Source organism: Enterococcus sp. DIV0840, assembly GCF_050527835.1.
Lineage (GTDB): Bacteria > Bacillota > Bacilli > Lactobacillales > Enterococcaceae > Enterococcus_L > Enterococcus_L ureasiticus.
In genome coordinates this window covers 3485610-3499283 of record NZ_CP172876.1, presented here as the reverse complement: position 1 = coordinate 3499283, position 13674 = coordinate 3485610, and the positions used below count along the sequence as shown (strand labels likewise).

The following is a 13674-nucleotide window of genomic DNA, read 5'->3' as shown; positions in this document are numbered from 1 at the left end:
ATTTAAACAAAAAAGTGTATTATATCGATATAGTAAAGTAAAAGAAATGTCTTTATCGGTTTTTAAACGATATGTACGTATAAAAAGAGAGGGGTTTCAGATGAAGCGAATTTTATTTGTGGATGATGATCAGGATTATTGCCTGTTTATGGAAGAACTATTATCACTTAAAGGCTACCATGTGACGAGTGCGAATAATGCAATTTTAGGTTTAAAGTTTTTCAAAGAAAAAATTTTTGACTTAGTAATCAGTGATTTGCAGATGGTCTCAGTAGATGGACTACAATTTCTTTCATTACTACGTGAGATTAGTCCAGATATAAAGGTCATTATTTTAACCAATTCAGACAATGAAGATGATGAATATCGTGGGTTAGACTTAAATGTCAATGAATACATAAAAAAAACAGTCTCTGTCAAAATCATTTCTAAACGGATTGAAAAAGTTTTAGAAGAAGATTTTGTACCAGTGACAGAAGAGCTATTCAGTAAAAACGAATATATTCGAGTTAATGTGAAGACCAGAAAAATTTATAAGAATAATGAGTTGGTGGAAGTAACGCTAAAAGAATTTGATTTGTTAGTACTATTATTAAAAAATAAAAATAAGGTTTTATCTAGGGAAAAAATCATCAAAGATATATGGAGAGAAGATTTTCAGATTGCAGATACAAGAGTGATTGATACACACATTAAGAATTTACGTTCGAAACTATATTTAACAAGTGTTTACTCAATTAGGGGTATTGGTTATGAATGGGCAGAATAAAAAAAGACTGAATAACTCTAAATTTTCGGTGTTAGCAGTAACATATATTATAGTGATGCTGTTTTTGGGCATGGTAGTATTTTTTTTGCCAGAAATCTATAACAAAATCGATGAAAAAAGAATAAATACTATTACCATAGATATCAAGGAAAGTGTCGAAGTAACGGACTCTGCTACCAGAACAAAGCGCTTAAAAGAAATTTCTGAAATGAACCAAATAGATGTTGTTGTTCTGAGTCAATCAGGTTATGTTTTCCAGACTCTTCCTAGTATTGAGTTCAAAGAACTAGATAAAATAGTAAAAAAGGTTCCTTTGAGTTATCATGCCAGTTACGTAATCACTGTGGAAGGGACGGATTATCAAGTTTGGTTAGCCATTTATACGGTTAACCCACAAAAATTCTTTGAAGTAACATTAATCGGCTTGGTAATTTTAATCTTGATTCTATTTACAGTGATCATGTTGCTCTTATTAAAAATGTTTTATGATACAGTGAGACCGTTAAAAAGATTGAAAAATACTATCATAAAAATGAAAAAGTTTGATTTAGCTGGTGTGTCAAGTTCAGAAAATCTATCAAAGTACGATGGACTTTTGGAAGATTTAACTGAATTCACTGGAGATTTGCAAGGGAAAATGGATAACTTTGGGATGAGGTATACAGAGTTAGAAAAGGAATTACAAGCCAAAAGAGAAGCTATGATCTACAAGGATCAATTAGTAGCATCGGTCATTCATGATTTGAAGACACCTCTAACAATGCAGTCCATGCAGTTCGAAAATTTAATAGAACAACATCAAGATGATTTAGAACTTATAGCAGTTTTGAAAAGAATGCAAGAAAAGAATCATAAAACGTTAAAAGAAATTCAAAGTGCAATTTACTTAGTCCATAAAAATGATGTGAAAGTAGAACCTGTTAAAGTGGATATTATTAAAGTTATTCAAGAAACGCTTCAGCGATTTAAACCAATACTACAATCTAGAAAAATTTATGCGGAATTGGACTTTCCGAAAAGAGCGATGATTAAAATCGACGAGATAGAAGCTAAACAACTAATCCATAATATTCTGTCGAATGTAGCTCAATATACAAAAGAAAATGGGATGTTTGAATTAAAAATCGAGGAAAGGTCAAATGAAATGATCATTTCTGCATATAATGAAAGTGATGACGCTGAAATGATTGATTTTGATCATGTATTTGAATTGTTTTATCATACAGCTTTAGAAGTTAATCAATATAGCACAGGAATCGGGATGTATACTGTTCGAGTAATGGTTGAGAAGTATGGTGGGAAATACTATTTCGAACCAAAGAATGAGGGTGTTTTATTAAAAATTATCCTTCCAAAAGAGGTGGATAATGCATAAAAAATTGAAATTATTTGTTTCTTTTTTCTTTCTTTTTATGAGTCTGATTTCCACCGCTACTGCAACGGCTACGACAACAGACGAACAAAGTTTAAAAAAATTAGAGAATGTGAAAGAGCCTGGGAGTTACCCTGTTAAAGTTTATTATGAAGAAGAAGGTAAAAAACTGGAAAAAAACGTCTATATGCTTGTAACAGGAACATATACTACTATTGGCGATAATGGAATTGCAATTGATGCTAGTCCTTTATCGGTGACAATTCAAGATGTATTACAGTTTGATCAAGCTGATTGGATACGAGCAGGAAAAGCGAAGGCATGGAATACTAAGTATGGCGCAATAGAACAAATAGTTGCGGTTAATACAAATCGAATACAAGCGACTGTCGGAAGTTATTCTATAACCTACACAACAATTGGAGGCGTCCAAACGAGCGTTGGAGTAAAGGTGAAAGGTGAACGTAAGGACATTGAAATCATGTTTTTGAAGAATCAACAACAGGAGCTTATGGGCAGAAATACTACAAAAGATACTTTAAGAGGGCTTAATTTTAACTGGATTCAAAAAATTAGTTTAACTATGATGTTTTTATTTTTAATATTGATACCAGTAATCATCTTAATTACCCAGTATCAATACGCGATGAAACTAATCAAAGAGGTTTTAGAAATACTTCGAATAAAATAGGAGCTTGGGACATAAGTCCCAACGAAAAATCCAGATACCAGTCAACTTGATTGGCGTCTGGATTATTTTTTTGTACAAAAATAAGAACACCTTTGCTAAAATAAAAGTACTACACAAATAAACTAGCGAGGTGTTCTTATGTTTAAAAATTATACCACAAATCAAGTTGTTCTTCCTCTAGATTTTAGCTTTCAGTTAGAAAAAAATGATATCGCGTTCGCGATTGATCAATTAGTTGAAAGTATTCCTGATGAACGTTTTCTTCCTTTCAACCATCAAATGGGGCCTTCTTCTTATCATCCAAAAATGATGATGAAGATGATTTTATGTGCCTACACGCAATCTGTATTTTCTGGTCGCAAGATTGAAGCGTTAACGAAAGACAGTATTCGCATGATGTGGCTCACTCAAAGTTATCAACCTAGCTATCGAACCATTAATCGTTTTCGAGTGAATCCTTTAGTGAATGCACTCCTTCGGGAGTGCTTCGTCCAGTTCCGTAGCCAATTAGTCAAGGAACAATTGATTGAAGAAGAAGCGATTTTTATTGATGGCACAAAGCTTGAAGCCAATGCCAATAAATATACTTTTGTCTGGAAAAAATCCGTTGACAACTTTGATAAAAAGCTCACTGAAAAATCAAATTTTCTCTACGATGAATTGCTAAAAAATAAAATTATCCCTGAAATTGAACGAGAGTCCTCAAAAGAATTATCTGTCACTGAATTAGGCAAGATTGAAGAAAATCTCGCGCATGTTGTAGAAAAGTTTACAGAAAAAATCGAACAAGCAGAGGATGGAATTACGCGCAAATCAATCCGTTCTAAACGAAAAGTTCCTAAAAAATTAAGGAAACTTTTCAAGGACTTTAAAGAGCGAAAACTCGCTTATCAAAAACATAGACAGATTCTAGAACAATGCAACAGCTATTCTAGAACTGATCTAGATGCCACTTTTATGCGCATGAAAGACGATCACATGAAAAATGGTCAGTTGAAAGCAGGCTATAATCTCCAAATTGCCACAAACAGTCAGTATATTTTAGGTTACGACCTTTTCTCAAATCCAACAGATACACGGACATTGCGCCCTTTTTTAAGCACTTTAAAAGAGCGTTTCTTTGAACTGCCAACCTATATTGTCGCAGATGCTGGCTACGGAGGAGAAGAAAACTATCAAGCGGTTTTAGAGGATCATGAGCGAACACCACTCATCACTTACGCCATGTATCATAAAGAACAAAAGAAAAAATTCAAACAAAACCCGTTCCTTCCCGCAAACTGGTCGTATCAGGAATTAGATGATACGTTTCTTTGTCCCGATGGACGGAAAATGAATTTTCGAAATTATTCTATTCGTACAGATAAGTATGGGTTTAAACGGTATTTAAAACGATATGAATGTGAAGACTGCTCGGATTGTCCTGTTCGAAGCCAATGTACAAAAGCGAAGAGTGGTAAGAATCGCGAGATTCAAAAGAACATGAACTGGGAATACTTTAAAGCAAGGGTTCAACAACTGCTTTCAGAAAAAGAAACAGGTAAAATCTATCGCCAACGAAAAATTGACGTTGAGCCAGCTTTCGGACATCTGAAGGCTTGTTTAGGCTTCACTCGTTTCTCTGTTCGTGGGAAACAGCAGACACACAATGAAATTGAATTCGCGCTAATGGCGGTAAATTTAAGGAAATATAGGCTAAGTAAGCTAGAAAACAAGGAGGATTCTCCCAATAATCTAAAAAATAGAAGACTGAAAATCATTTTTTACGATTTTCGGTCTTCTATTTTAGGGTTCTTGGGACTTACGTCCCAAGCTCTTGTTTTTTTTATTAAAATATGGTTATAAAAACAAATAAAAATCAAATATTTTATTGAATTTTTTCACAAATGATAGTATTATGATATTTCTTCGATATAAATAGGATTACTTTATAAGAAAAAACACAAAAAAAACACAAAAGTACATCGTTTCAACTTTGAAACGTACCTATATACATTGTAAATTATAAAGTAGAGAGTGAATATATTTTAAAGTACAGGAGTGAAGTAGGATAGAGAGAAACAAATGGACAATTTTTGGAAAACGATTTAGTAAAACTACGTTATGTTGCATAGTTGCCGTTATCTTGGGGACAGGATTTATTATAATTAGTGGGTTAGTTCAAAAATCAGAAGTTGATTTTGAGCAAGTACATATGGGAGCCGATTCGGATAAAGTAATCGATTTACTAGGACAGCCAAGTGAAAAAATTCACAGCAAAATCGAAATCGATAAATTATTTAATGAGGATTTGAAAGAATTTAATGAAGATTTGAATGTGAAAAAACTAGATAAATATTTAGAGTTTTATGGCACTACTAATCAAACTGAAATGATTCATCAGCTTCAATTAATTGATAATCCAACAAAAAAATTGAGTGTATATCAGTATAATTTAGAAGATAAACAAAAGAAAATAATTTCAAAAAATATTTACTTTTTTGATGATAAAGTATTTTTCCAAGTGTTAAATTAAAATCTATGAAGCGAGGAAATAGGATGAAGTTTAAAAATAGAGTAACTATTTGTATGGCGGTACTGATGTTAATGTCTCAAACGACAGTTCCAGGAATTGTATCAGCGGAGGGAATCCGTGAAACATACACAACAGATTCGACAGTCGAATCAAACGAGACACTAGAGAGCAGTGGAGAACAAGGATCACTGAAACAAAACACAGATATCGTGCCTAAGGTACGCTCAATTACAACTGAGAGTTCGAATAAGGAGCATCAACCAGAGAATAAAGGAGTAGAACAACGCTTTTCTTTAGCATTAGAGGAGCAATCGACACCAATTACTATGGAATCTGATTTTAACTTAAAGATCAAAGGAACAATCAGTACGGGTGTCCTTGAATTGCCAGAAGGGATTTCATTTAACACTGAGAAGAATAAAAATGCTGATGGAGGCTTGAATCAGAATTTAGCTTACAATCAAGAAAAACGTGAATTAACGATAAAAAATATTTCTGAAGCCCAAGATTTCAAATTAAACTTAATAGCAGATCAAGTAGGGACGTATAAGTTAATATTACAAGACATTGATAAAACAGTTAAAAGTAATGAATTGGAAGTGGCTGTTAGTGAAAAAGCACCTTCAACAAATCAAGAAGCTTCTAAAAAGACAAATGAGCGTTCAGAAATAAATCCAAACGAAACAGTTGTGGCACCAACGCTTACAGCTACAACTAGTAAAGAAGAAACAAGTGATGTTGATGAGCGTCTTCAATTTTCTGGAAGTTTGACTTATACAGATGCAACAACAAATTTAAATAATACAACAATAACGGTCGAAGTTGAGAATGGTACGATTCAAACGTATACAAAAATAGCAGATAGTACTTGGTTTAAAACGGTTAAGTATGATCGTGATGCAAATACAGTGACGTATACTTTGAAAAATGGATATACATCGGGTAATTTCGTTAATATGGCTGTAACAGTATTGCCAAAAGTAGGAATTGGCTTAGACGAAAATATTAAAACGAGCTATACAATTAATGGTACAAATAGTAATGGTGATCCATTTGAAACTGTTGTGAATAGCGCAAGTACTAAGTTTACGGGAGATCCTTTTGCTTTAGTAACACCGAATAGTAAGAGTTGGGATTTTAGTGGCGTTGGCGTTAATGTGACGGCCTATCAAGGTGAGACGCAAGAAATATATCCAAGATTGACACGAAGCAAGACTCTGAAAGAATCGTTTAAAAATGCTCGAATTATCTTAACAGTGAGTGATCCAGAATTTAAAGATATGCTCACTTTCAAGGAAGGTCGAGGCACTACTTACGATAATAACGGAACTATACAGAATGCTTCTAAAAAACTTACCGAATTAAGTGATACCCAGACAGAGATGGCATTTGGTGAAATAAATGCTAATCAAGTAAGTGTCTTTTATTGGGGCGGCGGTTTACGAATCAGTAACGATGCTGAAATCGATAAAACTTATAGCTATAGTTATGAGATTTATGACGGAGACGAATTGATTTATTCGACAGCACCTAGCACGGTTAAGATAGTACCAGCAGGAAACCAAGTTAAATTTACTCAAGCATCACCAAAGGAATCTCAAATTACTTCAGAATTCAACTACGCATTAGGTTATACTAGCCAAGGTTCAGGTGAAGTGTCGAATTTTGAAACAGTTTATCAAATACCAGATGGAGTTGATGTTACACGTGTTTCATCAGGTCGAATAGATCTTACTCAAAACGCTATTCAAAAAGTAGAATATCTTCTTGGAAATCAATGGATTGAAGTGACTGAGAAGTCAGATGAAGCAACGTATAGCTTTGAAAATATTTCTGGAGAGATAAAAAAAGTCAAGATTACTCAAGCCAATAATGCAACTGCTAGAAATATTCAACCTGATCGAATATATATGAAAAATCGTGATAATAAAATTGGTGATACAATTCAATTAAAAGTTGAAAGCATAAGTTTCACAGATGCATTATCAGAAAATATTTCATTAGACACAGCAAATTATACAGCAAATTATACTATCATTGGAAATGATGAGCAATTAACTGGCGGAGCTTTATTTGAACAAGCGACTACTGCCGCTTTTGATGCGATCACAGTTTTAAATGGTGATATATTTAAATACAATTATCGTCTTGGTTTAAGCCAAGGAAAGTTAGAACAACCGTATATTTTTGTTAAAGTTCCTAAAGGAATGTCTGTAAAAAATACGGATAATACTATTCAGATTCCAAACGGAGGTAGTGTAACTTATCGTCAAGCACCTGTCTCTGGAACAACGGTTCAACCTATCTCCCAAGCTGAAAATACTGGAAGTTTTGAAACTTCAGATAAAAAAAGCGTGATCTATTATTATAAAGCGGACAATACAACGCTTAGATATTTTGATAAAACAGAGATGCTATTTATCGCAAATCAGTATAAAGCTGAGAATTTAAGTTCTGGATTATATGAAGTAGAAGTTGGGATGGGTTCATTAACACAAGAGATAGACACGATGAATGTGAACGGTACAGGTTATGGCAAAAAAACATTGTCAGCAGAATTAAAACAAGGTTTAGGTGTTAATATCTCTTCGTACTACTCAAAGACAACAGCTTTTACAGTTGGTGAAGTAGATAAAATCGAAACAGACGTCAAAGTCAAAGGCAGCGCAGATGCCGATTATGTGAATGCGACAAAAGGCGAGATCGCTAATGTCGTTCCAGGACAAAAAATTGACTATGATATCACTTTGACAAACAAAGGAACAAATGAATATAAGAACTTTGAGGTTGTCAATATCTTGCCCTACGTAGGTGATACATTGGTTGGTTCAAATGTTCCAAGAGGTTCACAGTTCCAAGTGAATCCAGATGCTTCGGGAATCCACGTTTTTTATAATGGAGAACAAACGAATGATACGACGTTACTGACATCAACATCGTCCACTCCTGAAAGATTTTCTGTTCCATCAGGTAGTTATGTGAGCGGGGACCCTTTCCAAAGTTCTAATGAAATTACGAGAGTTCGTTCATTAAACTTAACTTTGCCGGGAATTACGGTTAAACCAGGTGATACAGTTCAGTTGAAATATACAACGAATGTACCGTTAGATGCAAAACGTCCACCTAAAGGTAGTTCAGAAGTGATTTCTGCTAACAATAGTTTAGCGTATAAAGTAACAAAGACAACTCAAGCTGGAGATGTCACACTTGCTGGTGAACCAGTGGTTGCAGTCGCTAAAACTACTCCAGCAGCAGAAGATGGTATACTTTCTGGTCAAATATATTTAGATTTAAATAAAGATGGTTCATTATCAGCGAGTGAACCAGAGTTAAATAAAGTTCAATTAGAATTATTTAAAAAAGAAGGAACAGATTTTATTTCTACAGGAGCTAAAAGTGAGTCAGCTGCTGATGGAACAGGTAAAGCAGGAACATTTGGCTTTGTTGATTTAGCACACAATACGTATAAAATCAAAGTGAGTTTGCCAGATGTTGAAGGCGCAGAATTTATTACTACAGGAGATAATGGTTTAGAAAAGATTGATGATAAAACGGCGTGGTTGAAGCAAAGTGGTCAAACGGAGTTAATTATCAGTCCAACGACTAATATCATAACGGATTTGAAGGTGGCACTTTATATACCAACTCCTTTATCAGGAAAAATTATTTTTACTGATAAAAATGATGTTATTAAAACAACTGAGTATGGCTCAGGATATACAGTGGCATTAAGAGATGCCACAGCAAAAGTTATTGAAACAACAATTGCAGGTGCTGAAGGTTCTTATTCATTTGAAGGTTTAGATATAAGTAAACCTGGAGATTATACCTTGGAATTTACTGCACCGAGTGGTAAAAAGTTTGTATTCAATGAAAAGATGAATGGTCAAGCTGGTGGAACATTAGCCATCAATTTGACACCAGGAATTGGGAAAGATGCTACGGATATTTCAGATATCTATATCACAGATGCAGATACGCCAATAGGTTCTGTTGATTTAGAAGGTGCTATTGGGACAAAAGGGAATGTTAATCCCAGTGGTGCGAAGATTACAGCAACAGATGATACAACAGAGGCAACGTTTGTTTGGACAATTTTAGATCGTCTTGGAAAAGTAAGCTATTCAGGAAGTTCTATGGGTGAATTAGATAGAGCAATTGGTCTTCTAATTTCAGATGGAAACTATGGAAAATATACCATTGACTTGGTTGTTACAGATGATGCGGGAAATGGAAATGCCTCACCAATTAAAACGGATTTTATCGTAGCAAGCAAACCAACAATTGCTATTACAAATCCAACAATTACATTCACAACAATAGACACAGTTGATGAAGCTACAGTTTTAGCGAAAGCTGTTGCAACTACAACAACATATCCAGCGGGATTAACTACAACACTGACAAGTAATACGGCTACGGTTATTCCAGATAGCAAAGTTCAGGGAAGCTATGCGGTCATGGTTACCGCAACGGATGAACTTGGTTTAGTCTCGTTTCCGAGCGTAATCACAGTGGAAATTGAAGATGCAAAAGTTAATGTTTCTTATATGGTTGAAGGAACAGAGCGTTCAAAATCAGAAGTTGTTTACAATAAAACTATTACCAAACCAAAAGATCCTGTGAAAAATGGGTATAAATTTACAGGTTGGGCTAAAGAAGACAATAGCATCTGGAATTTTGCCACAGATGTAGCACCAGCCACAGATTTTACGTTAACAGCTCAATTTAAGGCTGAAGATCAAACTATCAGCTTTGATATGGATGGCGGTTCTCCAAAACAAGAAGATATTGTAGCTGCCACGGATAGTGTAGTTGATCTAGATGGACTAGCTAAGCCAACAAAAGCAGGATATCAATTTATTGGTTGGTTTAATGGTGAGACACAAGTGTCAGGAACAATTGCAATGCCAGTAGGCGGTCTATCATTGGTTGCGAAATGGACAGGTGAAGATCAAGTGATTATATTTGATTCAGATAAAGGTACTGGAGTGGACTCAATCGTATTACCAACAGGTGCCGAATTAGACCTAAATGACGCAGTCACAACACGTGTAGGATATACATTTAAAGGTTGGTATGTGGGGAATGAAAAATACGAAGGTATAATAACTGTCCCAGCCAGCGGTCTATCATTGGTTGCAAAATGGTCTGCTGAAAATCAAGTGATTACATTTGATTCAAGCAAAGGTACAGCATTAGAGCCGATTGTATTGCCGACAGATAGCGAATTAAATCTAAATGACGCAGTCACAACACGTGCAGGCTATACCTTTGAAGGGTGGTATGTAGGCAATAAACAATACGAAGGTACAATAACTGTTCCAGCTGGCGGTCTATCATTAGTTGCAAAATGGACGGCAGAAGACCAAGAAATTACATTTGATTCAGGCAAAGGTACAGCATTAGAGCCGATTGTATTGCCAACAGATAGCGAAGTAAATCTGAATGACGCAGTTTCAACACGTGAAGGCTATACATTTGCAGGCTGGTATGTAGGCGATAAACAATACGAAGGCACAATAACAATGCCAGCCGGTGGTCTATCATTAGTCGCAAAATGGACAGGTGAAGATCAAGAAATTACATTTGATTCAGGTGAAGGGACACCTGTAGAGCCAATTGTATTGCCAGCTGGTGCTGAATTAAATATGAGTGAAGTAATCACAACACGTGCAGGGTATGCATTTGCAGGTTGGTATGCAAACGATAAAAAATATGAAGGTGTAATAACTGTGCCAGTAGGCGGTCTATCATTAGTTGCGGAATGGGCGGTCGAAGATCAAACGATTCGTTTTGATGTTAATGGCGGAGATCCAGAGACAAAACCAACCGATATCATTCAACCAACGGATAGTCAAGTTACCTTAAAAGGAATTACGACTCCTGTTCGCGAGGCATTTGCATTTGCTGGTTGGCTAGATGAGAATGGTAAAGTTATGGAAGAATCATTCATAATGCCAGCTTGTGGTATGGTGCTAAAAGCTCAGTGGATTGATTTGATTGCAGATGGAACTTGGAAATTAGAAGCAGACAATTTTAAGATTGCTTTATCGGATTTGAAAAAATTAGATACAGCGAACAAATTAAATACGGCAATTTTAGCGGCCTCTAAAGCTCAAGTTGTTAATGCAAATAAAGAAGTTGTTGTAGCTGGGAAGGATCTATTAGTGGATACTTCAGCTGTTAAAGCAAATGTTGGTGGGGAACAAAAAGTAACTATCAGCTATGCACCAAAAACTTACGAAGAAACGGAAGCATCCCTAAGTACGAAGGCAACTTCCGCTCAAACAACAAGCGATGAAGTGCCTGAAGCCTCTACGGTGACTAAAACAATTGTAATGTCTGTGGATGACGACGTTACAAAATCGAACGATGACGAAAATCAAGACGGAACTAATATAGATGAAAATAGTAAAGATAACAACAAAAAAAGCGATGTTATTTCCAATGATAAAAAATCAACAAAGAGAAGTGATAAACAAAGTAAATTACCAAAAGCTGGTGAGACAAAGTCGTTCCTAACTTGGTTAGTCGGTTTAACTATGGTTATGAGTGGATCCGTTTTACTATGGTTTAGAAAAAGAAATATTCAAGACTAGAGTATAATCTGAAATAAAAGCCTTAAACGTTAGAATAATGAACGTTTAAGGCTTTTTTATTATAGAAGACCTAAAAGACAAACAAATAGATTTTAATATCTCCATCTTACTGTTAAAGACTCATTTCATAAAATTCTCTCAAAATCTCTCGAACTTCATCCGTCGATTTCGTTCCCATCAATTTAACTCGCAAATCACTCGCTCCAGGAAATCCCTTAACATAAATCTTAAAAAAACGATGCAGACCAACAATCGAGCGTGGCACCATTTCAGCATAATGATCTTGTAAATCAAGTTGCATCTCCAATAATCCAAGCAACTCTTTTGGAGAATGTTCTCTGGGTTCTTTTTCAAACGCATAAGGATTTTTAAAAATCCCTCGACCGATCATGATTCCATCTACACCATATTGTTCCGCAAGTTCCATTCCTTTTTGTCGATCAGGAATATCGCCATTGATCGTAATCAGTGTTTGAGGTGCAACACGATCACGAATTTCCATAATTTGAGGAATCAAATCCCAATGGGCGTCAACTTTACTCATTTCATTTCGCGTCCTTAAATGAACAGAAAGATTGGCAATATCTTGTTTCAGTAGGTGTGTGATCCAGTTTCCTAACTCAGCGGTTTCTGCATACCCGATCCGTGTTTTAACACTAACAGGTAAACCACCAGCTTTAGCCGCTTCAATCAATTCGGCGGCCACTTCCGGCCGTAAAATAAGACCGCTTCCTTTTCCGCGCCCTGCTACATTGGGAACGGGACACCCCATATTGATATCTACGCCTTTAAAGCCCATTTCTGCTAATCCAAGACTCATCTCTCTGAAGAATTCAGGTTTGTCGCCCCAAATATGCGCGACCACTGGCTGTTCATCCTCGGTAAATACTAAACGTCCTCGTACACTTTCTTTCCCATCTGGATGGCAATAACTATCTGAATTCGTAAATTCAGTAAAGAAAACATCAGGTGCGCCTGCTTTTTTGACAACATGGCGGAAGACAACGTCCGTCACATCTTCCATCGGTGCTAAAATAAAAAAAGGCTTTGGTAATTCTGCCCAAAAATTATTCATCATTCTATAGTCTCCACTCTATTACTTTCGATTATGTTCTGAAAAACATTATCATTATACTAATAATACTTGGAAGAATCAAAGAGAAGATTTAACTAGTGAAATGATCTTCAAGATAAATCGATGATTATTAGTAACAGCGAGTAGCTGCAGTTTGCTTATTTTTAGTAAGTATATTATACTAGCTTCATCAGTTTAGTTCTAAACTAAAGAGGAGGTTTAATCAATGGAAAAATTATCACTTTCAGAAAAAGTAAAATTAAGTTGTTGGATGTCTATTTTGCAGTTTGTTCAAAAAAGCAATATTCAGTCCAATGAATTTTTAAAACAATATGACTTGAACGTTTCAAAATTTGATATGCTTCATCGGATTCATGAAAATCAGCCAATCACACAAAAGGAACTTGGGGAGAAATTACTTCTTTCCAAAGGTGGCGTTTCGCAAATGATTAAGCAATTTGAAGCAGATGGTTGGATTACTCGCCAGCAAGAATGGAAGGAAAAATACATCTCTTTGACGGATGTTGGGCAAGAACAACTAGATACTTGCTTCTTTAAACAAAGTAAACAGCAGGCCTCTGCTTTTGATACTTTAACGAAACAAGAAGTGCTTCAACTCGCTAAAATCAGTAAAAAATTGATGCAGTAAG

Annotated in this window: 8 protein-coding genes; 7 read left to right on the top strand and 1 reads right to left on the bottom strand. The window is 35.4% G+C overall.

Features of this window, described 5'->3' with window-relative positions; all coding sequences use genetic code 11:
* The first annotated feature begins 100 nt into the window (after window positions 1-100).
* From IGL98_RS16695 to IGL98_RS16670, 6 genes are all read left to right on the top strand, one after another.
* Window positions 101-769, top strand: a complete 669-nt coding sequence (locus tag IGL98_RS16695; RefSeq protein ID WP_206911384.1) for a response regulator transcription factor — start codon at window positions 101-103, stop codon at window positions 767-769.
* The gene (locus IGL98_RS16690; protein ID WP_206911383.1) at window positions 753-2144 is read left to right on the top strand and encodes a sensor histidine kinase; all 1392 of its coding nucleotides are present in this window, start codon (window positions 753-755) and stop codon (window positions 2142-2144) included. Before IGL98_RS16695 ends, IGL98_RS16690 begins: the two co-directional genes overlap by 17 nt.
* Window positions 2137-2832: a hypothetical protein gene (locus tag IGL98_RS16685; RefSeq protein ID WP_206844191.1), complete on the top strand. Its 696-nt coding sequence runs from the start codon at window positions 2137-2139 to the stop codon at window positions 2830-2832. Before IGL98_RS16690 ends, IGL98_RS16685 begins: the two co-directional genes overlap by 8 nt.
* Window positions 2833-2970: 138 nt before the next feature.
* Window positions 2971-4677 carry an IS1182 family transposase gene (locus IGL98_RS16680; protein WP_430604876.1) on the top strand — a complete coding sequence of 569 codons (1707 nt, stop codon included), beginning with the start codon at window positions 2971-2973 and terminating at the stop codon, window positions 4675-4677.
* A 280-nt stretch (window positions 4678-4957) separates the two neighbouring features.
* The gene (locus IGL98_RS16675) at window positions 4958-5347 is read left to right on the top strand and encodes a hypothetical protein (protein ID WP_206844193.1); all 390 of its coding nucleotides are present in this window, start codon (window positions 4958-4960) and stop codon (window positions 5345-5347) included.
* Between the two features lie 23 nt (window positions 5348-5370).
* The gene (locus IGL98_RS16670) at window positions 5371-11949 is read left to right on the top strand and encodes an InlB B-repeat-containing protein (protein WP_206911382.1); all 6579 of its coding nucleotides are present in this window, start codon (window positions 5371-5373) and stop codon (window positions 11947-11949) included.
* Window positions 11950-12061: 112 nt separating this feature from the next.
* Here the strand turns inward: IGL98_RS16670 and IGL98_RS16665 are convergent, their stop codons facing one another.
* Complete coding sequence (locus tag IGL98_RS16665; RefSeq protein ID WP_206844197.1) at window positions 12062-13027, bottom strand: tRNA dihydrouridine synthase; 966 nt, start codon at window positions 13025-13027, stop codon at window positions 12062-12064.
* 223 nt (window positions 13028-13250) lie between these two features.
* Between IGL98_RS16665 and IGL98_RS16660 the strand changes: the two genes are divergently transcribed.
* Window positions 13251-13673 carry a MarR family winged helix-turn-helix transcriptional regulator gene (locus tag IGL98_RS16660; protein ID WP_206844200.1) on the top strand — a complete coding sequence of 141 codons (423 nt, stop codon included), beginning with the start codon at window positions 13251-13253 and terminating at the stop codon, window positions 13671-13673.
* Window position 13674: the final 1 nt, after the last annotated feature.